Origin of the sequence: Rhodomicrobium lacus, from assembly GCF_003992725.1 — a bacterium.
GTDB classification, from domain to species: Bacteria; Pseudomonadota; Alphaproteobacteria; order Rhizobiales; family Rhodomicrobiaceae; genus Rhodomicrobium; species Rhodomicrobium lacus.
The window spans coordinates 1,544,107-1,566,101 of the sequence record NZ_RZNF01000012.1; the positions used below are offsets into that span (position 1 = coordinate 1,544,107).

General features: G+C 63.1%; 23 protein-coding genes and 1 pseudogene. 8 read left to right on the forward strand and 16 right to left on the reverse strand.

Translation table 11 applies throughout. The features are described from left to right. Positions 1–21: 21 nt before the first annotated feature. From EK416_RS17870 to cydB, 4 genes and pseudogenes are all read left to right on the forward strand, one after another. Positions 22–1,137 carry a ferrous iron transporter B gene (locus EK416_RS17870; RefSeq protein ID WP_210211010.1) on the forward strand — a complete coding sequence of 372 codons (1,116 nt, stop codon included), beginning with the start codon at positions 22–24 and terminating at the stop codon, positions 1,135–1,137. Next, positions 1,094–2,350, forward strand: a complete 1,257-nt coding sequence (feoB, locus tag EK416_RS17875; protein ID WP_210211011.1) for a ferrous iron transport protein B — start codon at positions 1,094–1,096, stop codon at positions 2,348–2,350. The genes EK416_RS17870 and feoB overlap by 44 nt, the downstream gene beginning before the upstream one ends. A gap of 7 nt (positions 2,351–2,357) precedes the next feature. Next, positions 2,358–2,603 carry a FeoC-like transcriptional regulator gene (locus EK416_RS16450; protein WP_127079401.1) on the forward strand — a complete coding sequence of 82 codons (246 nt, stop codon included), beginning with the start codon at positions 2,358–2,360 and terminating at the stop codon, positions 2,601–2,603. Between the two features lie 70 nt (positions 2,604–2,673). Then, a pseudogene (gene cydB, locus EK416_RS16455) lies at positions 2,674–2,928 on the forward strand (cytochrome d ubiquinol oxidase subunit II); the annotation flags it as partial. Between the two features lie 81 nt (positions 2,929–3,009). On the opposite strand, the gene EK416_RS16460 reads toward cydB, so the two are convergent. Then, complete coding sequence (locus EK416_RS16460) at positions 3,010–4,104, reverse strand: TAXI family TRAP transporter solute-binding subunit (RefSeq protein WP_127079403.1); 1,095 nt, start codon at positions 4,102–4,104, stop codon at positions 3,010–3,012. A 151-nt stretch (positions 4,105–4,255) separates the two neighbouring features. On the opposite strand from EK416_RS16460, the gene uvrB reads away from it, so the two are divergent. Then, positions 4,256–7,198 (forward strand): excinuclease ABC subunit UvrB, encoded by a 2,943-nt coding sequence (uvrB, locus tag EK416_RS16465; RefSeq protein WP_127079405.1) that lies wholly within the window; start codon positions 4,256–4,258, stop codon positions 7,196–7,198. A gap of 209 nt (positions 7,199–7,407) precedes the next feature. On the opposite strand, the gene modD is transcribed toward uvrB, so the two are convergent. From modD to nifB, 12 genes are all read right to left on the reverse strand, one after another. Further along, positions 7,408–8,250, reverse strand: a complete 843-nt coding sequence (gene modD, locus EK416_RS16470) for a ModD protein (RefSeq protein ID WP_127079407.1) — start codon at positions 8,248–8,250, stop codon at positions 7,408–7,410. A gap of 240 nt (positions 8,251–8,490) precedes the next feature. Continuing rightward, positions 8,491–9,351: an SIR2 family protein gene (locus EK416_RS16475; RefSeq protein ID WP_127079409.1), complete on the reverse strand. Its 861-nt coding sequence runs from the start codon at positions 9,349–9,351 to the stop codon at positions 8,491–8,493. Positions 9,352–9,365: 14 nt separating this feature from the next. Next, complete coding sequence (locus EK416_RS16480; RefSeq protein WP_127079411.1) at positions 9,366–9,578, reverse strand: hypothetical protein; 213 nt, start codon at positions 9,576–9,578, stop codon at positions 9,366–9,368. Positions 9,579–9,724: 146 nt separating this feature from the next. Beyond that, a complete protein-coding gene (locus EK416_RS16485; RefSeq protein ID WP_127079413.1) occupies positions 9,725–9,997 on the reverse strand; it encodes a DUF6129 family protein in 273 nt (90 codons plus the stop codon). A gap of 2 nt (positions 9,998–9,999) precedes the next feature. Then, a complete protein-coding gene (nifT, locus tag EK416_RS16490) occupies positions 10,000–10,209 on the reverse strand; it encodes a putative nitrogen fixation protein NifT (RefSeq protein ID WP_013420975.1) in 210 nt (69 codons plus the stop codon). A gap of 45 nt (positions 10,210–10,254) precedes the next feature. Further along, the gene (locus EK416_RS16495) at positions 10,255–10,485 is read right to left on the reverse strand and encodes a nitrogen fixation protein NifZ (RefSeq protein ID WP_127079415.1); all 231 of its coding nucleotides are present in this window, start codon (positions 10,483–10,485) and stop codon (positions 10,255–10,257) included. After that, the gene (locus tag EK416_RS16500; RefSeq protein WP_127079417.1) at positions 10,482–10,796 is read right to left on the reverse strand and encodes a nitrogen fixation protein NifZ; all 315 of its coding nucleotides are present in this window, start codon (positions 10,794–10,796) and stop codon (positions 10,482–10,484) included. Before EK416_RS16500 ends, EK416_RS16495 begins: the two co-directional genes overlap by 4 nt. Beyond that, on the reverse strand, positions 10,793–11,629 hold the full coding sequence (locus EK416_RS16505) for a 4Fe4S-binding leucine-rich repeat protein (RefSeq protein WP_127079419.1): 837 nt from the start codon (positions 11,627–11,629) through the stop codon (positions 10,793–10,795). Before EK416_RS16505 ends, EK416_RS16500 begins: the two co-directional genes overlap by 4 nt. Beyond that, on the reverse strand, positions 11,619–12,161 hold the full coding sequence (locus tag EK416_RS16510) for a hypothetical protein (protein WP_342634634.1): 543 nt from the start codon (positions 12,159–12,161) through the stop codon (positions 11,619–11,621). The genes EK416_RS16505 and EK416_RS16510 overlap by 11 nt, the downstream gene beginning before the upstream one ends. A gap of 76 nt (positions 12,162–12,237) precedes the next feature. Next, positions 12,238–12,591, reverse strand: a complete 354-nt coding sequence (locus tag EK416_RS16515; protein WP_127079421.1) for a HesB/IscA family protein — start codon at positions 12,589–12,591, stop codon at positions 12,238–12,240. An 11-nt stretch (positions 12,592–12,602) separates the two neighbouring features. Continuing rightward, complete coding sequence (locus tag EK416_RS16520) at positions 12,603–12,818, reverse strand: 4Fe-4S dicluster domain-containing protein (protein WP_127079423.1); 216 nt, start codon at positions 12,816–12,818, stop codon at positions 12,603–12,605. A 38-nt stretch (positions 12,819–12,856) separates the two neighbouring features. After that, positions 12,857–14,416 carry a nitrogenase cofactor biosynthesis protein NifB gene (gene nifB / locus EK416_RS16525; protein ID WP_127079841.1) on the reverse strand — a complete coding sequence of 520 codons (1,560 nt, stop codon included), beginning with the start codon at positions 14,414–14,416 and terminating at the stop codon, positions 12,857–12,859. 558 nt (positions 14,417–14,974) lie between these two features. Between nifB and EK416_RS16530 the strand changes: the two genes are divergently transcribed. The 3 genes from EK416_RS16530 to EK416_RS16540 are packed head-to-tail and all read left to right on the forward strand — an operon-like array spanning position 14,975 to position 17,165. Next, a complete protein-coding gene (locus tag EK416_RS16530) occupies positions 14,975–16,255 on the forward strand; it encodes an OmpP1/FadL family transporter (protein WP_127079425.1) in 1,281 nt (426 codons plus the stop codon). A 4-nt stretch (positions 16,256–16,259) separates the two neighbouring features. Further along, the gene (locus EK416_RS16535) at positions 16,260–16,706 is read left to right on the forward strand and encodes a YeeE/YedE family protein (RefSeq protein WP_127079427.1); all 447 of its coding nucleotides are present in this window, start codon (positions 16,260–16,262) and stop codon (positions 16,704–16,706) included. Next, positions 16,707–17,165 carry a DUF6691 family protein gene (locus EK416_RS16540; RefSeq protein ID WP_127079428.1) on the forward strand — a complete coding sequence of 153 codons (459 nt, stop codon included), beginning with the start codon at positions 16,707–16,709 and terminating at the stop codon, positions 17,163–17,165. It abuts the gene before it with no gap. Between the two features lie 25 nt (positions 17,166–17,190). Here EK416_RS16540 and EK416_RS16545 read toward each other — a convergent pair whose 3' ends face one another. From EK416_RS16545 to EK416_RS16555, 3 genes are read right to left on the reverse strand one after another with little or no spacing between them, the layout of a single operon-like run. Continuing rightward, on the reverse strand, positions 17,191–19,008 hold the full coding sequence (locus EK416_RS16545; protein WP_127079430.1) for an AMP-dependent synthetase/ligase: 1,818 nt from the start codon (positions 19,006–19,008) through the stop codon (positions 17,191–17,193). Then, positions 18,980–19,879, reverse strand: coding sequence for a beta-keto acid cleavage family enzyme (locus tag EK416_RS16550; RefSeq protein ID WP_127079432.1), 900 nt, complete (start codon positions 19,877–19,879; stop codon positions 18,980–18,982). Before EK416_RS16550 ends, EK416_RS16545 begins: the two co-directional genes overlap by 29 nt. After that, positions 19,869–21,860 (reverse strand): acetyl/propionyl/methylcrotonyl-CoA carboxylase subunit alpha, encoded by a 1,992-nt coding sequence (locus EK416_RS16555; RefSeq protein ID WP_127079434.1) that lies wholly within the window; start codon positions 21,858–21,860, stop codon positions 19,869–19,871. Before EK416_RS16555 ends, EK416_RS16550 begins: the two co-directional genes overlap by 11 nt. Positions 21,861–21,995: the final 135 nt, after the last annotated feature.

A 21,995-nucleotide genomic window follows, 5' to 3' on the forward strand; every position in this document is an offset into this window, starting at 1 on the left:
TCTGGAAGTCGAACGTCTCTCATGAAATGCCATCACACCATTGCTCTCGCCGGCAACCCTAATTGCGGCAAGACGACACTTTTCAACGGTCTGACCGGGGCGACCCAGACAATCGGCAACTGGCCGGGCGTCACCGTGGAAAAGAAACTCGGCGCCTATGCCTGGAAGGGCACAAGCTACGAAATCGTGGATCTGCCGGGCGTCTACCTGCTTGCGAATGTCGGCCGCGGCTCGGAAGACGAGCGCGTCGCGCGCGATTACATCCTGAGCGGCGAGGCCGACCTGATCGTCAACATCGTCGATGCGTCGAACCTCGAACGAAATCTATACCTCACCACTCAATTACTCGAAATCGGCGTTCCGATCATCCTCGCGCTGAACATGTCCGACCTCGCGGAGAGGGGCGGGGTGGCGATCGACGCGGCGGCGCTCGGTCAGGCGCTCGGCTGTCCCGTCGTGCCCATGGTTGCGAGCAAGCGCAAGGGCGGCGAGGCGCTGAAGGCGGAAATCGCCCGAGCGGTGCAGGCTCCCTCGGCTCCGGCCGGTCGCCCGACGCAGGTTCCCGCAGTCGAAGCGGCAATCGATGTTCTGGCACCGGCGCTGTCCGATGCGGCGAAGGCGGCGGGTGTCGATCCGCGCTGGGTCGCGCTGAAGCTCATCGAAGGCGACGATCGGGCGGAGCGGATCGCCGGGCCGAGCCTTACGGAAGAGGCGAAGCAGTTGCGCGCCGACGTGGAGAAGGCATGCGGCGAAGACGCCGACATCGTTATCGCGGATGGCCGCTTCCGTTTCATCGCCGAGATCATGAAGGCGTGCCATCGCCAGAAGCACGCGGTCTCGACGACGCTCACGCAGCGCATCGATGCCGTGGCGCTCAACCGCTTCCTCGGCGTGCCGATCTTCCTCGTCGCGATGTACTTGATGTTCCTCTTCACCATCATGATCGGTGGCGCATTTATCGACTTCTTCGACAAGGGCGGTGAAGCACTGTTCGTCGACCTCCCCGAGCAGGGCCTTGCCGCCATCGGTGCGCCGGATCTCGTGCAGGTGATCGTGAAGGGCTTCGGCAGCGGCTTGCAGACACGCGACATTCGTGCCGATCATCGCCTGCCTGTTCCTGTTCCTCTCTTTCCTTGAAGACTCCGGCTACATGGCGCGCGCGGCCTTCGTGATGGACCGCGCCATGCGGGCCATCGGCCTGCCCGGCAAATCCTTCGTGCCGCTGATCGTCGGTTTCGGCTGCAACGTGCCCGCGGTCATGGCGACGCGAACGCTCGAAACGCGCCGCGACCGCATCCTGACCATCATGATGGCGCCGTTCATGTCCTGCGGGGCGCGGCTGCCGGTGTTCGCGCTCTTCGCAGCGGCGTTCTTTCCCTGGAGCGGACAGAACATCGTTTTCCTCCTCTACATCATCGGCATCCTGTTCGCCGTGATGACGGGGCTCATCCTCAAGCACACGCTGCTTCGCGGTGAGGTCTCCCACTTCATCATGGAACTGCCGCCCTATCACGTGCCGACCATGCGAACCGTGGTCATTCAGGCATGGCAACGGCTGCGCCGGTTCATTCTCAACGCGGGTCAGATCATCGTGCCGATGGTGATGGTGCTGAGCGTTCTCGCCAACATGGGCACCGATGGCAGCATCGGCCGCAAGGACACGCAGGATTCGGTGCTGGCGTCCGTAAGCCATGAGCTGATGCCCGTATTCAGGCCCATCGGCCTTACGGACGAGAACTGGCCTGCGGCGGTTGGCTTGTTCACCGGCATTTTCGCGAAGGAAGCGGTCGTCGGCACGCTGAACGCCCTTTATTCACAGGTCGATCAGGCGGCAGGCGAAGGCCGCGAGAAGGCCGGAGAGGAGCCCGTGTCGGTGCTCGACAAGCTGGGTGAGGCCGCCGCGTCAGTCCCGCACAATCTCGCCGAGATCGGCAGCAAGATCGTCTCGCCTGCGATAGACGTCGGTTATGTCGGCGACACGGCGCAGGCGGCGGAGAAGCTCGAAGTCAACAGCCAGGTATTCGGCGCCATGCAGTCGCGCTTCGACGGCACGGCAGGCGCTTTCGCGTACATGCTGCTGATTCTGCTCTATGTGCCCTGTGTGGCCGCGCTCGGCGCGATCCGGCACGAGGTGGGCCTACGCTGGACCGTCTTCGCGACAGTCTGGACGACTGGCCTTGGCTACATCACGGCAGTGTCGTTCTACCAGGTCGCAACATACAGCCGCGATCCGGCGACGGCACAAAACTGGCTGATGACTTGCGCGCTCGTCTTCTGCGTTGCCCTGCTGTCCATGTGGCTTGCCGGGCTCGCGCAAGGGCGTCGTCTCGCGGCGCTTCCGGCGAAGTGAGGGCGGCATGATCACCCTGTCCGAACTCGGCCGCTATTTGCAGAGCCGTGGGCAAGCGACGCTTTCCGAGATGGCGATCCACTTCGGATCGTCTCCGGATGCCGTTCGCGGTGCGCTCGACCTGATGCTTTCAAAGGGCCGCGTTCGGAAACTGTCCGTCTCCCAGGCGTCGTGCGGTTGCGGGTGCTCGGTTTCCTGCGACTGTGTGGAAGTGTTCGAGTGGGTGGGGCCAAACTCTGGGCCCGCTCACTGATTGGATCGTCCCGATCTCGTCCTTAAGGACTGAGCCGCTCACGAAACTGTAAACAGCTGCCTGTGCCGCACTGCCCAAGGTCGAGGTAGGCGAGCGGACCGCATCATGGGCTCGCACGGGCATCGAACGGCGTGTCGCGATCAACGCGATCGGCCCGGTATGGGACGGCAATCAGGTGTGGCTGATCCTCAGCGCGGGCGCGATCTTCGCGGCGTGGCCCGCGATCTATGCCGCATCCTTCTCGGGCTTCTACATCGCGTTGTTCCTCGTGCTCGCGACGCTGATCCTTCGGCCGGTCGGGTTCGAATTCCGCAACAAGATCGATACCGGCGCCGCCTTCTCCCAGCGGGCCGGGGTGAGGGAGAGGGGCGGCTGCAAAGTGGCTGCCCTTTTGCGTTTCGCAGCTTTAGCGATAGGCCTGCCGATTCGCTATCTCGCAGATTTTCTTTTCGGCTCCGGTCAGATCCTTGCAGGGATCGTTTCTCGGGCTTGCCACCGGAGCGGGCACGGTAACGGAAGCCGCCGCCGTGCTGTCCACGAACTTACAGGGCTCGCCGGGCCGCGTGCGCACCTTGGAGCGCGCGACCACGCATTTATATTGCTCCCAGCCTGGAATCGGTTCGTCGAGTTTCACCTCGTTCCACTTGGGATGTCCGATCCGCTGCAACTCATCGAGATTCGATCGGATCTGGCGAGCCATCATCGAGACATTGTCGCAGTTCGCTCCCTTGAAATCATATGTGATCAGCGCCGATAGCACGGCGGCGGCTGGGACGTCGTGATCGAGCCAAGGATAGTCTCCCGCCGAAAAGCCCGCGCTCTTGTAAAGTTCGAACACGCGCGGGTCATCGATAGGCAAAAGCGTCAGTTGCTGCATGCGAGCATCGTTCGATGAAAGCAGCTTCGTCGGTTTGCCCGCGACGGAAACGAATGCGTCGATGGAGGCATCGTCGAAGAAATCTACGAAAAGTCGGTCCAGCGCCTGGTCCGGCGAGATCATCACGGGCGAAATCGGAATGTCCAGCATCCCGAACAGCAGCGTCGACGTAACCTGTGTCCCGCTGTTCGACGCGCCAGTTGCGACGCGCTTGCCCCTAAGATCTTTCATCGATTTTATGCCGCTGTCTCTCCTCACAACGATGTGGATTTCTTCAGGATAGAGCGAGAAGACATATCGGAATCGGTCCACATACTCCTGAAGCTCCTTGTCTTCCTTCCGGTAAAGGCGGACAAAGGAAAGAACGTCATGTTGAGTGAGCGCCAGTTGGACAAAAGGCTCTAGGCGGAGCTTTTTCAGGTTGTCAATTGCACCGCCGGTTTCCTTTACGACGACGGGAGTATTGCAGACCTTCGAAACGATTGTGTTGATGTTATTCCCAAACTGGAAGTAGGTCCCAGTCTTCGACCCGGTCAATATACCAAGATTGGCCATATCCTGACCGTACGCAGTCCCCGCCACCAGTATGACGAGAAAAGAAAACGCAACCCGTAGCCCCAGCATCGCTTCGCCCCGTGCCCCCAACGCAAAACTGCGAAGGTTTTAAGACAGTTTCGACTTAAGTTAAAGTCCTATGGCGTGGCGACGTCATTGAAAACGGCGTTCAACGCTCCGCGATCTAGCCGAACCCACCTTCCGATGGCATATAAGGCGCATGGAAAAGACGCGATCGGTCAAGGCTTCGGCCGGAAAAGCGAAGACTTCGGGCGCGAAATCGGGCACCCGTCGCGGCTTCGAGGAAGCTCCGCAGGCAGCGTTCGAGCACGACGTCGCCTACACGTCCGAAAGCACTGCGCATCTCATCCCGGCTTTGCGCAATCTCAAGCCGACCGGCGCGATGCCGCTGCCGTCGCATGTGCAGGGCAAACTGCCGCCCATCGGCGATCACCCGCTGCTCACCGGCGAAAACATGCCGATGTTCATGCCGCATCGGCCACCACGCCCGGAGAAGAGCGAGGGCGGCAAACCCTTCGTCATCAAGTCGGATTTCGAGCCGCGCGGCGATCAGCCCGCCGCCATCCGCGAGCTTGTGGAAGGCGTCACCAAGCTCGAACGCGAACAGGTGCTGCTCGGCGTCACGGGGTCCGGCAAGACCTTCACCATGGCAAAGGTGATCGAGGAAACGCAGCGTCCGGCGCTCATTCTCGCGCCCAACAAGACGCTTGCGGCGCAGCTTTACGGCGAGTTCAAATCCTTCTTCCCGGATAACGCGGTCGAGTATTTCGTTTCGTATTACGATTATTATCAGCCGGAAGCGTATATCCCGCGCAGCGACACCTACATCGAAAAGGACTCGTCGATCAACGAGCAGATCGACCGGATGCGTCACGCCGCGACGCGCGCGCTGCTCGAACGCGACGACGTGATCATCGTCGCGTCAGTCTCGTGCATCTACGGTATCGGCTCGGTCGAGACCTACTCGGCGATGACCTTCACCATTCAGGTGGGCGACCGCATCCAGCAACGGCAGATTCTCGCCGACCTCGTGGCGATCCAGTACAAGCGCAACAATGTCAGCTTTGCGCGCGGCGATTTCCGCGTGCGCGGCGACACGATCGAAATCTTTCCGGCTCACCAGGAGGACCGCGCGTGGCGCATCTCCATGTTCGGCGATGAAGTGGAGAGCATCGCGGAGTTCGATCCGCTGACAGGCGAGAAGACCCAGGATCTCGCGCTCGTCAAGATCTACGCAAATTCACATTACGTCACGCCGAAGCCGACGCTCAACCAGGCGATCCGGGGCATTCAGCAGGAGCTTCAGGAGCAGTTGCAGCGCTTCAACGCGACGGGCCGTCTGCTCGAAGCGCAGCGGCTGGAGCAGCGCACGCAGTTCGACATCGAGATGATCGAGGCCACCGGCTCCTGCAACGGCATCGAAAATTACTCGCGCTGGCTCACGGGCCGCGCGCCCGGCGAGCCGCCGCCGACCCTGTTTGAATACCTGCCCGACAATGCGCTCGTGTTCGTGGACGAAAGCCACGTGACCGTGCCGCAGATCGGCGGCATGTTTCGGGGCGACTTCCGGCGCAAATCGACGCTCGCCGAGTTCGGTTTCCGGCTTCCGTCCTGCATCGACAACCGCCCGCTCCGCTTCGAGGAGTGGGACGCGATGCGCCCGCAGACGACCTTCGTCTCGGCCACGCCCGGCAAATGGGAGATGGAGCAGACGGGCGGCGTCTTCGTGGAGCAGGTCATTCGCCCGACGGGCCTCATCGATCCGCCGGTGGAAATCCGTCCCGTCAAGACGCAGGTCGACGACCTCATCGACGAATGTCGCAAGACGATCGCGCGGGGCTATCGTGTGCTCGTCACCACGCTGACGAAGCGCATGAGCGAAGACCTCACCGAATACGCACATGAGCAGGGCCTCAAGGTTCGCTACATGCATTCGGACGTGGACACGCTGGAGCGCATCGAGATCATCCGCGACCTGAGGCTCGGCGCGTTCGACGTGCTGATCGGCATCAACCTCTTGCGCGAGGGCCTCGACATTCCCGAAGTGGCCTTGGTGGCCATCCTCGATGCCGACAAGGAAGGCTTCCTGCGGTCGGAAACGTCGCTGATCCAGACCATCGGCCGCGCGGCGCGAAACGTGGACGGCCGCGTGATCCTCTACGCCGACAGCATCACCGGCTCGATGGAGCGCGCCATCGCGGAGACGAACCGCCGCCGCGAGAAACAGATGGCGTACAACACAGAGCACGGCATCACGCCGCAATCGGTGCGCAAGAATATCGGCGACATTCTCGCCAGTGTTTACGAGCGCGACCACGTGACCGTGGACGCGGGCTTCGCGGAGGGCGCGCAGACGCCGCTCGTCGGCCACAACCTTCAGGCCGTGATCGCGAATCTCGAAAAGCGGATGCGCGAGGCGGCGGCGAACCTCGAATTCGAAGAGGCGGCGCGGCTGCGCGACGAGGTCAAGCGCTTGCGCGACGTCGAGATGACGATCATGGACGATCCGCTCGCGCGCCAGTCCGAGGTCGAGGATCGGGCGGGCCGCTACGACGGCGGCGGGCGCACATCCTGGGTGCCGCAGATCGGCGTCGATGTCGCCGAGACGACCGGCGAAGGCGCGGGCAGGAAACGCGGCAAGCTCAAGGCGGGCGAGAAAAAGGCGGCCGGGGCGGCGCTGGCGAAAAGCCCGCTGTTCACAACGGGCGAAGGCTCGGACGCGCCGCGGGATTGGCAGGCCGCCGCCGAGGCGAATACAAAAGCCGCGACCGGAGCAGATGCGGAACCGGGATCGCGCATCGCCAAGCCGGCGGCGTCGAGCCGCGAAAGCCGCAACATGCAATGGGGGCTGCCCGCAAAAGCGCTTTCGAGCGGGGGGGAGGCCGGTTCGCGCGAGGAAAACGCGTCTAAAGAGAGGGGCGCCTCGCCGCTCTCGCGGCCGCACAAGCCATCGCTGGACGAAATGGGGCCACACGCCGAACGTCCGCTGCCGGGCGGCAAGCCCGCCCCGTCGCGTCCTGCGCCTGACCTGAAGACGCTCAAACCCGGCAAGACCATCATTGTCGGCGAGGACGGCGACGATGAGCCGAAGCTGCGCGGCAAGCGGCGGCGACCGTTGAAGACAGGCCGCCCGGGAAGCTGAGCGACAACGCGCCTGCAAAAGCTATATCGCTGCGGGAATCAAGAGCGATGGTAACCCGCGTTCCGATAAAGCCAGTGGCTACGCGGGGGAGCACACGACGCCCCTGCAACATTACGAGGCAAATCAGACGGGGCGCGACGCGCTGTAGATTTGCGACGGTATCGGCTTTTTCAGCGTCGCATCGATGCCGATTTCCGGGCCGCTCCAGGCTAACCGTCCGCCTCGATGGCGACGGCAACATCGGCCGGGCGCGCTGTATAGGGCCATGATGAGACGATGAGGCCAGCACCCGCGCGGACATAGTCGCTCGCGTTGTCGGGATGAATGCCGCCCGCCGCGGCAAGGAGCGCCCGGGAGCGGGCTGCGTCCGCGAGCGAGCGCACATCTGCCACCTCGCCCGGTTCGAATTTCTCAAGCTGAATGATGTCGAACCCGGCGTCGAGGGCCTCGCCCGCCTCTTCCACGCTCTTGACCTCGACCCCGATCTTCTTTTCCGGAGCCTCGCGGCGGAGCCTGTCGGCGATGTCCGCGAGGTTGGCGTCCGGCATGAACGCGCGATGCTCGGGAAACACGAGGATCGTTTCGGACAGCCCAAGGCGATGCGGCACAGCCCCGCCAGCTCGCACGGCCATCACCGAAAGCCGCCGCGCGCCCGGCACCGTCTTGCGCGTACATGCCACGCGGATGGCCGGATCGACGGCCTCGACGGCATCCACGAGACTGCGGGCCGCCGACGCGATGCCGGAGAGGATTTCCACGAGCGTTTGCGACGATTTCCAGGCCGCGTGCAGGGCATTGGCGTTGCCTCGTGCCTTCAGCAACAGGTCGCTCGCCGCAGCGCGCGTGCCGGACCGAGCGACGATTTGCGCTTCCGCGCCGGCTCGCCGGATCATCGCGGCGGCTATTTCGATGCCCGCCACGGTCATGGCCTTGCGCGCGCGAAACATCATGCGCCCCGGACGGCCACCGATGCCGAGCGAGAGCGTCGTCAGATCGCCATCGGGCGTATCTTCGGCGAGGAGGGAATCGATAACGGAGACTGGCAGCGGCATTGGTGCATTCTCCACGGCCGCCGCTCGACAGGCCGCCGCCTTCCTTGGTAAGGAAGGGTCAGGATGAGGGGCATGCGGGCCTTGCAATTTGCCCCTCACCCTACCCTTCTCCCGTTGGGAGAGGCAAGCCGGGAGCGTCGATGCGCTCCGATTCCCATGGCCGCAGTCAAAATGGCCGCAGTCCGAACGGCTACCTTCAGCAGCCGAATTCGGCTTTTTCCGTCGGCGCAATCCTGCTCGTCAGGACGCTTTTGCGAGAGCCGGTTCGTAGGGGCGTTCGTCGATACCGGTGAGTTGCGCCGCGAACTCTTCGAGCGGCATGGCGATGCGCTCGACATTATAGACTTCGAGGAAGCGCTCTTCATTCCGCGTGAGCGTCTCGGGGAGCACGGCCCAGTGCTTGTCCGACGACCGCTTCATGATTTCCCACGCGAAGATGCGCTCAAGCTGCGTGTTGAACCGGCAGCCGAGGAAAACGAAGCTGCGTCCCTTGCGGATGTCCTGCACGGCCTCCGGGATGGGTGTTTGGATATCGATTTCGGTCAGCACTTCCACGAAGTCCGAGTCCGATACGAGGAAGTTCGAGGCCGGAGCCACCGAACCCAGCGGCTGATAGAGCAGTGGCGCGCTCGCGGCGGCGGCATCGGCGGAGCTAGGCGTGCCGTCCGCGTTGAAGAAATGATACCATGAACCGTGATATTCCGCCTGGCTGACGCCCTGCACCACGCTCCAGCCTTCACGGCCCGCGAGCGCCTTCTGGGGCAAGTCGTCGTACCACGCGTGAACGAGAAGCTTGAGCGCCGGGACCGAGGCCAGATAGCGGTGAAGCGCCGTCGGCGGCATGTTCGAACGGAACGCCTCCGTCATCGCGGCGGCTACGGTCTTCCGGTGCTTGAAGTTTTCGATGAACTGAGCCGCTGCCGTGAGATTCTTTCGAATCTTGTGCGGCACGGTCGCTTTCGCGGTGAGGCGATCCACGAGGATTTCGGGAGACTCGGGAACAGCGGATGGTCCGGCCAGTTTCAGGACGCCCGGCCCGAGGTAAGGAATGACGGTTCCCCCGTTCAGTCCCTCGCGTATCGTCTCAACCACGTTCGTCACGATGTCTCCTCCGCTCAGTTGAGCGATGCCGCCCTATGCGACGAGAGTTCTGCGGGATGCAGACGGAACACGCCGCGTCCGCCCGAAAGCGGCTGGTACGAGTGGAACCCGCCATTGCTGAGGCGGTCGAACCACGCCTGTGCGCTGACGCCTGCCGGGCGTTCGCCGATCTCTGTAACGAGGCCGTTCGGCGTAAAGCGTACGTGCACCAAAACCCGTTCCGACATTTTGCATCTCCTTCTTCTGACATTCACCGCGACGTTTGTTCGCAGGTCTTGTTTGATTTTTGTCAGATATGGAGATGGTATGCCAGTAAACCTTGCTTCAGCTTTTCGTTATCGAAAGTTGAAGCGCGCGAGAGTCAAAATAAGACTCAGGCCGAATGCTTTTTCTTTACTACAACGATACCTGTCGCGGCGTTCGGGTCTGTGGTGAGTTGCCAGCAATGCCCTGCGCCGTTCACGAGATGCAGGTCGAAACGTTCGTATTCCTTGAACGGGTCTTCCGTGTCGACGTCGGACGGATCGCAAAGCGTGATCGAAAGGCCGGGAAACCGGGCGCGAAGTGCCGATATGGCCCCCGCTCCCGCGTCCGCCGCCGAGAGAACCGCATCGATGCCCGCAAGGTCTTCAGCAGAAAATGGCATGATCAATCAGCGAGCTTTTTCGCTTCGACCGTGAGCGGCAGCTTCGTGTCCACAGGAAGATCCGGCAATTCGAGACGCCAGCCATTGCCGAGCGTGATGACGCCGCCCCACATTTCGGGCTTTTCCATCTCGACGATGGGTTCTTCCAGATCCTTCTTGGGCACGTAGATCGTAAGCTTGCCCTCGGTGCACTTGCGGATCATGACCTTCATTGAATTCTCCCTGGCTCCCCGGAGCCGTTTTGTGGCTGGCGGCCGCTACAAGGGGCTGATTTCGCCCTCGAAGCAACCAACGACGATCTTTTCGTTAAATTCGACGAGATAGATGTTCGTCTTCGTCTCGACATGCATCCCGACATTGACGATCTCGCCCTTTTCGCCGGCAGCGACAAGCAGGCTGTCCTGCGGCGCGTCCGGAAAGGAGCCGTCGTTGAAAAGATCCTGTGCGGCGCTGACCATCTGGCCCCACTGGAATTTCGGCGCGTTCATGTGTTCGTTCCTTCTTGGGGCGTCTCTTCCTCATCGGGATCGTCAACGAGCATGAGTTCCCTGCGCTTCATGCCCACGCGATGCCCGGTTTCGATGAATTCGACGCCATAGATATAGAATTGCTGCAAAAATGTCCCGATGCTGACGACGAAGCCTTCCTCGCCCTTTCGGCAGAGGATTTCGCCGATTTCCTTGCCGGGATAGGTGCCGTCGTTGCGCACCACCTTCTTCGAGCGCACCTTGTCGCCATAATAGAAATACGGCGCGTCGTTCAGTTCGACGATGTCGCTGTCGCGGCTGATATTCGTCATGTTGAAGCCTCGCGCGTTTTTTCGGGAGCACCGGCGGACGGAAACGGCACCACGTTGCCTTCGAATTCGGTCGCCATCTGCGCGTCGATCCGTTTCAGAACGAGTTCGCGAACGAGTTCGTCCGGATCATCGCGCATGGCCTGAAGCATACCGGGGATCATGCGGCTCGCCGCTTCGTAACGCACGCGCCAATCGGGATCGCGGTAAAAGCCGGCGAGTTCAGGCGGCGAAAGCCGGCGCGCCACCTCAAGGCGCACGCCGTCGTCCGGGTCGGTCGCAAGCCGCCAAAGCATGTCGGCATCGATGCGACGGGCGACGACGCGGCGCACCTCCGGCTCGTCGTCGGAGATCATCGCCACCAGCTCGTCGGGCGCGACGCGGCGCGCAACCACAAGCCTCACGTAATAATCCTCGTCGCGCATCATGCCGAAAAGATCGGTGGGATCGACAAGCTGCGCCACGCGTATGCGGACTTCGCGATGCGGGTCGCCGCGCAGGTTGAGGAGGTAACGCTTCGGCAGCCGTCTTGCGGCATTCCAGCGAACAGCCTCATCGGGATCGCTCAGAAGAGCGGGAAGGCGGAAGATGTCCGCGTGCTTCGCCGCGATGGCGCGCACCTCGAAATAGGGGTGGTTGAGATAGTGGTTGGCGAACTCGCGGTTCCAGTCGAAGAAGCGGTCGACGCGGCGTGCATAGCGGTCGTTCACGCAGGCGTGGCGCAGCTTGCAGCGTTCTTCCTCGGCAAGATCCCGATGACGGCAGCCCTTGCAGGCGACCGCCTGGCCCTGCCAGTCGATCGCTTCGTTGATGTCGGTGTCAGCGTCAGTCGTCATCGTCTTGCCCCATACGATCGAGCACGCCCTGCAACACCCTGGCGCCGATCTTGTCGGTCGGGTCCAGTTCCAGAAGCTTCCACACGGCGGCGCGGGCTTCGTCCATCTCCCCGAGCCGCATATTGAGATACGCATATCCTTTCAGCGAGAACAGGAAAAACCGAGGCAGCATGGCCCCGAAGTCGCCGAACTGCGCATCGTGGGCGGATACGAGCCGCCAGTCGTCGCGAAGGCCCAGATCGCGTGCCGCCTTGCGGATGCACTGTTGCGCGATTTCCAGCGTCTCTTCCAGCCGGTTCTTGTAGAAATAGAAACGGTAAAGCCCGATCAGCACCGCCGCATGGTCCGGCGCTTCCTGCCTCGCCTTGAGGAGGTGGGTTTCGGCAATCTCCGCGTTCTGGTACGAGGCGGCGGCGAGATCCAGATAGCGCTGCGCCTTCTCGGGGAGGCCCGCACCGAGAAGCGCGGCGGTCAGGAGCGCATCTTCCATCGGATGCGCTTCCCCTTTGCCGAACTCGATTGCAGGACTCATATCCATCCTTATGGTCCGCACTCTTGCGAACGGTCTCGAAAAAGATGTCTTTCCGCCTCCGGAGAAGCGGAAAAACTTATTGGACTTTAAGCTCGGTAATGTCGAACAGCACCGGCTGGGCGGTGCTGCAACCGCCAGCCTGCTGCTTCGGATCGTGAAAGACAAAACCCGACTGAAGTGGGGTGTCGGAAAAATCGATCGTCACCCCCTCCAGAAGAAGACGGCTCTCGGCACCGAGAAAAAGCTTCAGGCCGTTGATTTCGATCACCGCTTCGTCCGTTCGAGGCTCGGCCTCGACGCTGAACTCGGCGGAAAGACCGGAGCAACCGCCCGGCGCCACCTTGAGACGGAAGCCGCTACCGGGCTTGCCGTCGAAGCGAAGAAATCGCCGGATCACTTTTTCTGCTGCTGGAGTAACCGTCAGGTTCATACCTTCAATCCTTACGCAGAACGGGGATGAGCCGGATCCGGAACGCACGTGCCTTCGACCGGGCAAACCGCCGCGCACTGCGCGTCGTCGAAGTGGCCCACGCATTCGGTGCAAGCCGCCGGGTCGATGAAGTAGACGCCCTTCTTCACGCTGATGGCGGCATTCGGGCACTCGGCTTCGCAGGCCGAACAAGCGGTGCACTGGGAGGCGATGATCTTGTAAGCCATAGGGTTCAACTCCTGTCTATGGGTCTGGGTCGGGGCGGCTAGGCCGCGGTGAAGGCACCCTGCCGAATATCCGCATCGCCGCGCGCGGCGTGCACGATTTCGCCAGATTGGACTTTTTCTAAATATTCTTTGAAGTATGCAAGCGCAGATTGCTCGATGTACTCATGCGCGAAGCGATCGACCGGATCGATGCCGGCCTTGAGCAAGCCTTCCTTCGGGCAGGTGCCGATCCGGGCCACGAAAACGGCCGTGCAGTCGTTGATCGCGCGGATCACCGTTTCGAGCTTGTCGTCGTCGCCGAAACCGCCCTGGCAGTAAAGATCGACGCGGCGATGACCGATGAACTTCGCGCCGTCCGTCGAAACCTCGTAGATCTGGAATTCGGTCGCGTGGCCGAAGTGTTCGTTGACGCGGCCGTTACCCTTTGTCGCAACCGCGACCTGGATGGCGATGTCGCTCTTTTCTCCCGCGAGCTTCGCCACTTCGTCCGCCTTGGCGGCCTGCGTTGCGTCGCGCTCCGCTTCCACCTTCGCCTGATACGCCTTGCGCGCTTCGAGATCGTAGTCGATTTCCATCGCCATGACCTTCTCTGTCGTGAACTCGTCGCTGCGGTCCTCGCCGAGGAGGCCCACGGCGTCCGCACGGCACTGACGGCAGTGGCGCATCATGTTCATGTCGCCTTCGCACGCATCCTGCAACGCCTTCAGCTCCTGCGCCGTCGGGCCGCGCTGACCGTTCAGGCCGAAAACGGTGCCGTGCTCGGGCGCGGAGATCAGCGGCATGATGTTGTGCAGGAAAGCGCCGCGCGCCTTCACCGCCTTGTTCACCTCGACCAAGTGCTCGTCGTTGATGCCGGGGATCATCACCGAGTTGATCTTGCAGAGGATGCCGCGCTCGGTCAGCATTTCGAGGCCGCGAAGCTGGTTTTCGGAGAGGATGCGAGCCGCCTCAACGCCGGTATAGCGCTTGTGCTCGTAGAAGATCCAGGGATAGATCTTCGCGCCGACTTCGGGATCGACCATGTTGATGGTGATCGTGACGTGATCGATGTTGTATTGACAGATGCGGTCGACGAGCTTCGGCAGCATGAGGCCGTTCGTCGAGACGCACAGCTTGATGTCGGGTGCGGTCTGCGCGACGAGTTCGAATGTCTTGAAGGTCTTCTCGGGGTTGGCGAGTGGATCGCCCGGCCCGGCGATGCCAAGCACCGTCATCTGAGGTATGGTTGAGGCGACGGCGAACACCTTCTTCGCGGCCTGTTCGGGCGTGAGCCGCTCGCTCACCACGCCCGGGCGAGATTCATTCGCGCAGTCGTATTTGCGGTTACAGTAGTTGCACTGGATGTTGCAGGCGGGGGCCACCGCCACATGCATGCGCGCAAAGTGATGATGCGCCTGCTCGCTGTAGCAGGGGTGGTTCTTGACCTTTTCCCAGATTTCCGGCGGAAGCGTGCTTTCAGTACCCGTCGAGCCGCAACCGGATTTCCCCGGTCCGGCCTTTGTCTCACACCCTTTGCTGGCGGCAATCTTCTGGAGCAAATCGTTCAGCGGCTTGTTCTGGCCTTCGCCGGTGTCTGCAAGCTGTTCTGCGTCAAACATCATCGATCCTCGTAAAGGCCCGCCGCATGGAGGGTGAAGGCCGATGCGGCCCGTGCCCCCGGATGCGCCGCTGTTCGAGCGGCTTTCTGAAGACGGTGAAGCAATGACCGTGCCACAGGCCAGAACGCTTCTAAAATCGGGGCTGGCGGTGTGTCGGCACGCGACGGGCTGTCGCGTTTCTTACACGTCGGTGAACCGCCCAAGGCCTTTTGTACGAAATGGGCCAAGTGAGGTTCCGTAGCGCCGGGCACGCAAGCAAGTCGGGATGGTTTTTCATTTCGCCGCGAATGCCGGGGCAGCGATTTCATCATCGGGACTGCCTCGCGCATTTTTGTCAGCGCCGCGCGCCAGGAGGTGAAAAAGCGCTTCTTATTATTGATAAAATATATGGACATTATAGAATATCGTTGACCGATCTGCTTAAATTCCGGCGGGGCCGGCAATCTTGAACCGGTATCGACCCGGGTTCCGCCTGGCGATCAAGCCTCGGGCAAAGGCTTCTCGCGTCCTTGGGAGAACGGCGGTTCCCCGCTTGGGGCACACGAGAGGAATTGGGGCATGTCTTTTCAGAATAAAATGAGCGGCGCGATTCCGGCGCTGTTTGCAGCCGCTGTCGCCTTGAGCGCACCGGCATCCGCGACCGAAGGCTATTTCTTCAACGGCTACGGCATTCAGGCCGAAGGTATCGGCGGCGCAAGCATCGCATATCCGAAGGACGCGGTTGCCATCGCGAGCAATCCGGCTTCCGCGCTGTTCCTCGGCAACCGGTTCGATGTCGGCGCCGAATGGTTCCGCCCCGACCGCAGCGCGACGATCACGGGGAATGGCTACGGTCTGAATGGAAATTACGACGGCAACGCCCGTCAGGACTATCTCATCCCGCAGGTCGGCTATGTCACGCAGGTGACGCCGGATCTCGCGCTCGGCATCGCCGCCTACGGCAACGGCCTCGGTTCGAGCTACAAGAAGAACCCGTTCTTCAGCAACCAGACAACCGGTTTCAGCTTCGAGCAGTTCTTCATTTCGCCGACGGCGGCCTACCAGATCGCGCCCGGCCACTCCATCGGCGTGTCGGTCAATCTGGCCTATCAGCGCTTCAGCGCAAAGGGCCTGTCAGGCTTCACCGCTTCCTCGTCAGAGCCTTTATCGCTCACGAATAAGGGCACCGACGAAGCTTTCGGCATCGGCGCGCGCATCGGCTATCAGGGCCATGTATCAGACCGCCTGACCCTCGGCGCCACCTATGCCTCCGAGACTGCGTTTCAGGATTTCAAGGCTTACAGCGGCCTGCTCGCCGATCAGGGCGGCTTCAATGCCCCGCAGAATTTCGGCGTGGGCTTTGCCTACAAGCTGACACCGCGTGTGGATCTTACCGGCGAATACCAGTTCATCAACTACAGCAGCATCAACGCGGTCGGTAACGCGGGCCTCACCACGCTGTTCAGCGGCAAGGCGCTAGGCAGCAGCGATGGCCCAGGCTTCAACTGGAAGGATGCCAACGTTTTCCGCATCGGCGCAAACTGGCAGGCGACGCAGCAATTGCAGCTCCGCGCGGGCTATGCCTATACGAACCAGGTGATCCGCGAGGAGGAAACTTTCCTCAACATCCTTGCGCCCGCCACGGTGCAAAGCCACTTCACGGCTGGTTTCACCTGGGAATCCGCGTCGAAGAAGTGGGAATATAGCGGCTACGCGTTCTACGCGCCCGAAACCGAGGTGAAAGGGCATAACTCGCTCGCCGCGTTCGGCGGTGGCGAAGCGAACATTCGGCTTTCCGAGGTCGCGGTCGGCTTCGCCATCGGCTACAAATTCGACGAACCGAAGCGCTATAAGGATTAGCGAGATGGCATCGATATCGAACGCACTCATAGGGGGTGCCCTGATCGGGGCGGCCTCGGCGGGGCTGCTCCTCGTCAACGGCAGGGTAGCAGGCATCAGCGGCATCCTCGGTGGCGCGATAAGAGGCGAGGCGGGCGTCTGGCGGTGGACCTTCGTCCTCGGCCTCATCGCGGCCGGGTTCGCCCTCCCGGCCGTTGCCCCCTATGTGTCCGCGTTTGATATCAACCCGGTCGGCAGCCCGACCGGCGACATTCCGGCCAGCGTGACGACACTCGCCATTGCGGGCGTCCTCGTGGGTTTCGGCACGGCGCTAGGCACGGGCTGCACGAGCGGCCATGGCGTTTCAGGTATCTCGAACCTGTCGCCGCGCTCGCTCGTGGCGACACTGACTTTCATCGGTGTTGCCGCTGTGACGGTCTTCATCGTTCGCCACCTCGCTGCGGGGGCTTGAATGCGCGCGATAACGTCAGCGATCTTCGGCTTCATCTTCGGCGCGGGCCTCGTCATTTCGGGCATGACCGATCCGAACCGCGTCCTCGGTTTTCTCGACGTCGCGGGCAACTGGGATCCGACGCTCGCGTTCGTGATGGTCGGCGCGATCGCCGTCACCCTCCCGGCCTTCGCACTGGCGCGGCGCGTCAGAAATGCGGCGCTCGGCGGTCCCATTTCGATCCCGGACCGCAAGCGCCCGATCACGCTGTCGCTCGTCATCGGCGCGGCAATCTTCGGCGTGGGCTGGGGCTTGTCCGGCATCTGCCCCGGGCCGGCAATCGTTATCCTGACGACGGCGACGGTCAAGGTGTCCGTGTTCTTCGCCGCGCTCGTTCTGGGGCTATGGATCGCCTCCTTGGTGCCTGCCCGGGCACAGAGGCGCGAGCGCGACGATGCGCTGCAAAACCTCATCCGCTAGCTGGGCCTTTAAACTGGGGCGGCGTTCAAACCTTCTCGTTTTCGCGATAGAGGCCGTCCACCACCGGCGTCAACCGCGTGATCACTGCTTGCCGCTTCACCTTGAGCGTGGGCGTGAGATCGCCGTTCTCGATGGACAGCGGCTCCGGCACGATGGCGAAGCGGCGGATATTCTCCACGCGGGAGTGCCTGGCGTTGATCGCGTGGATGCCCTCCTGAATCTCCTCGCGGATTGCCTCCATCAGCGCCGGGCCGTCGGCCATTCCGCGCTCGCTCGCGAACCGCTCGGCAACCGCCTTGTCGAGCGTGATCAGCGCGCCGAGATAGGGACGCCGCTCGCCGCAAACGATGGCGTGTTCGACCAGCGGAAGCGCCACGAGTTCCATTTCAAGGTTGGCGGGCGCGACGTTCTTGCCGCCGGATGTGATGATGATGTCCTTCTTCCGGCCCGTAATATAAACGTAGCCGTCCAGATCCACGCGGCCGAGATCGCCGGTGCGCAGCCATCCCTCCGTGAAAGTGCGCGCGGTCGCTTCGGGGTCTTTGGCGTAGCCCGTGAACATATACGGCCCGCGTATCAGGATTTCGCCGTCGCGGTCGATCTTGAGGTCGAGGCCGGGATAGGGTTTGCCGACCGATCCGATTTTTGTCGCGCCCTTCAGGTTCGTGGTGCCGACGCCCGCGCTTTCCGACAGTCCCCAGAGTTCGCGCACGGGTAAGTCGAGGCCGGTCAGGAAGCGCAGCGTTTCCTCCGGGATCGGCGCGGCGCCGACACCGAGATGCTTCGCGCGGTCGAGGCCGATGAGGCGCTTCGCCTTCCGATGGAAAAGCCGCGATGCCACGGCTTTGGCCAGCGCGGTTTTCAGGCCGATGGGTTCGCCCGCTTGTTCCTTGCGGTGCCATTCCCGACCGACGCCAAGCGCCCACCGCGCAATCATCGCCTTCGGTCCCCTAGCAGCCGCGAGCTTGCCTTGCACGGCGCTGGCAAGTTTCTCGTAAACGCGCGGCACGCCGAAAAAGAAGTCCGGCCGCACCTCCGGCAGATGCTCGCCGAGGCTCGAAACGTCGCGCGCGAAGTAGACGGCATTGCCGACCATGATCTGGAAATGGATCGTGAGAATGCGTTCGGCGATGTGCGCGAGCGACAGATACGAAATCGTGCGGTCGCCGCCGGTGACGTCGAACAGCTTCAGCACGAGCGCCGCCGTCTTCGCGAGCGCGTCGTGGCTGATCTGCACGGCCTTCGGCGGGCCGGTCGTGCCGGAGGTGTAGATGAGACAGCCTACATCTTTCGGCTGGATCGCCTGCAAGCGCCGCTCGACCTCCGCGTCGAAACGGTCATCGCCCTTCGCCATGAACGCGTCCCACGTCATTTGCAGCGGGTCCGCCGCATCCGCGCCGCGCATCATGACCACGTGCCGGAGATGGCTCAATCCTTCGCGCTGGCTCGCGATGCGGCGGAAGTGCTCATCCTTCTCGGCAAGCACGACTGCACATTCCGAATGCTCGATGATGTAGGCCGCGTCCTGCGCCGACGCCGTGAAGTAGATGCCCGCGACATTCGCCCCGACCATCATGGCTGCGACGTCCATGATAATCCATTCGGGACGATTGTAGCCGATGATGCCGACCGCATCGCCCGGCTTCACGCCGAGCGCGACCAGCGCCCGCGCCGCGCGACGCACCTCGTCGCGGAAGATATTCCATGGCGTCGGCGTCCAGCTCTCCGCATCCCGCACGTAATAGGCGGGCGCATCGCCGCGCCGCGCCGCCGTTTCGAGGAAGCGCCGGGGCGGAGAAACGAAAGGCTCATCCTCAAGCGGCGCCGGTTCCTGCCTCCTCATGATGCGATCCTCCCAGGCTCATCATTGTTCTGGCTTCTTCGGGCGAGGCGATTTCGCGCCCCGCACTCGTGGCACATTTGGCCAGCGCCTCAATCAGCGCGCCGTTGCTTTTCGCCTTATCGCCGTTCGGCAGGTAGAATGTGTCTTCGAGGCCGGTGCGCAGCATGCCCCCGAGTTCCGCCGCGCGCTGATGAACGGGCCAGATTTCGGTGCGGCCGATGAGCGTCGTCTGCCAGAGCGCCCCGTCGCGGCGATATTTCAGCAGCAGCGCGAGCAGGTCGGCGTCAACCGGCATGCCCGAGGCGACGCCCATCACAAAATTGTACTGCGCGGTCTTCGCCATCCCGTTCTCGACGTAAAGGCCGACCGAACGCACGATGCCGACATCGAAGCATTCGAACTCCGGCAGCGAGCCCGCTTCCGCCATTGCGAGGAGAAAGCCCTGCACCTTCGACACCGGGTTGTCGAACAGCAGCGGCGGCCATGCCCAGCGCCCGTCTGAGCGAAGCTTGAGATAGTTGAGGCTGCCCGCGTTGCAGGCCGCGATTTCGGGCCGCGTGCGCTTGATGCAGGCGACCGGGCCGGAAATGTCGGGGCCGACCGTGCCCGTCGTCTGGTTGATGACGATGCCGGGGCACGCCGCGCGGATCGCATCGACGGCAGCCGCAGCGACCGCCGGCTCCCAGGTCGGCAGGTGGCCGAGGCCCTCGCCTTGCGCGCGGAAGTGGATATGCACGATAGCCGCGCCCGCGTTCCAGGCTTCACGAGCGGAGACAGCCATCTGCTCCGGCGTCACCGGAATCATCGGATGCTGGCGCGGGTCGGTGAGCACGCCGTTCAGCGCGCAGGTGAGGATGGCTTTATCGGACATCTGCGGGCGCATCCTCCGTTTCTATTTCAAACAACAGTGCGCCGCTTGCCACCTGCGAGCCCGCGCCGGCATGCACCGCCGCGATGCGGCCCGGTGCGAGCGCTGTTACGCGCGTTTCCATCTTCATGGCTTCGATGAGCGCCAGCGTCTCGCCCGCCGCCACGGCCTGCCCCGGTTGGGCCAGCACCTTCACGAGCAGGCCCGCGACGGGAGCGGCGATGCGCCCCGCGTCCGCCACGTCGTCCGCTCGGGCGTGGTCCGGCTCCGCGAAGGCGAAGGCTGCGCCGGCGATGGCGAGATGAAGCTTTGCGTTGCCCCATGCCGCCGTTGCGCGCCGCCGGACGCCGTCCGCCTCGAAAACGATACGGGGGGGAGCGTTCTCGATCAGCGCGATGTCGAGCCGATCGCCGCCGACCGCAACCGCCATCGGGCCGGAGCGCGGACGCGTATAGGTGAGGCGCTTCGTTTCGACGCCGCAAGTGAGGGTGAGCGAAAAATCGAAGGCGCTGCCGGACCAGAACCATTCGCCCGCGCCGCCGCTGCCCTCGGCATGAAGCGCGGCGGCGAGCGCCCAGTGCAACGGTGCGGGGCGAGCCTGCGCGAATGGCGACGCTTCATCGCCCGCCGCCGCATGCGTCCAGTCGTCGAGCGTCGTCGTGGCGATTTCTGCGCGCTCGAACGCCTCGCTGCGCAGGAGCGCGATCAGGAATCCACGGTTGTTGAGAAGGCCGAGCAGCGGGACATCCTCCAGCGCCGAGGCGAGCCTGCGCGCCGCTTCGGTGCGATCTCGCCCCTTCGCGATGGCCTTAGCCACCATCGAATCGTACCACGGCGAAACCTCGCTCCCCGTCTCGACGCCGGTATCGAAGCGAATGGAGCCGCCTTCCTGCGGCGCGAAGTGGGCCACTATGCCGGTTTGCGGGCGAAACCCGTCATAAGGGTCTTCGGCGCAGAGCCGCGCCTCGATGGCGTGTCCGCGGATCGCGATTTCCCTCTGGCGGAGCGGGAGCGGCTCCCCGGCGGCGATCCTGAGTTGCCAGTCCACCAGATCGACGCCGGTCACCATTTCCGTGACGGGATGCTCCACCTGGAGGCGCGTGTTCATTTCGAGGAAATAGAAATTCCGCTCTGCGTCTGCGATGAACTCCACCGTGCCGGCGTTGCGGTAGCCCGCCGCTTTCGCCAGCGCGACCGCATAGCCCGTCAGCCGCTCGCGATGCGCGGGCGTGAGCACGGGGCTCGGCGCCTCCTCGACGATCTTCTGCCGCCTCCGCTGCGTGGAGCAGTCGCGCTCGAAGAGATGAACGACATTGCCGTGATCGTCGCCGAAGATCTGCACTTCGAGATGGCGAGGGTGCTCGATCAGCTTTTCCAGCATCAGCCGGTCGTCGCCGAACGCGGCCTTCGCCTCCCGCCGTGCCGCTTGAAGCGCGTCCGGCAATTCCGCCGCCGCATGGACCGCGCGGATGCCGCGCCCGCCGCCTCCCGCGACGGCCTTCACCAGCAGAGGAAAGCCGATGGCGGTCGCCTCGGCGGTGAGGCGTCCGTCGGCCTGATCCCCGCCGCGATAGCCCGGAACGCACGGCAGACCCGCCGCCTCCGCGATGGTTTTCGCAGCCGCCTTGTCGCCCATGGAGCGGATGACATGCGCAGGCGGCCCGACGAACACCAGCCCCGCCGCTTCGCACGCCTCCGCGAAGTCGGCGTTTTCGGCAAGGAATCCGTAGCCTGGATGGATTGCTTCCGCGCCGGTCTTCGTCGCGGCGTCGAGGATGCGGTCGATGTCGAGGTAGCTTTCGCGCGGTGGCGGTGGGCCGATGCGAACGGCTTCGTCGGCTGCGCGGGTGTGCAGTGCGTCGGCGTCCGCGTCGGAGAAGACAGCCACCGTCCGATACCCCATCGCGCGCGCCGTGCGCACGACCCGGCAGGCGATCTCACCGCGGTTCGCGATCAGAAGCTTGCGAAATCGCCGTGCCGTCATTCTGGCTCCGCTCGTTGCGACGAAACTAAATTATTGCATAACAGTCATTCGCGCAACGCATGGGACGCTAGCTAAACCGAAAGGCGAATAAAAAAACGCCGCCCCGGAAGAGCGGCGTCGCCTTGAAGACAGTTC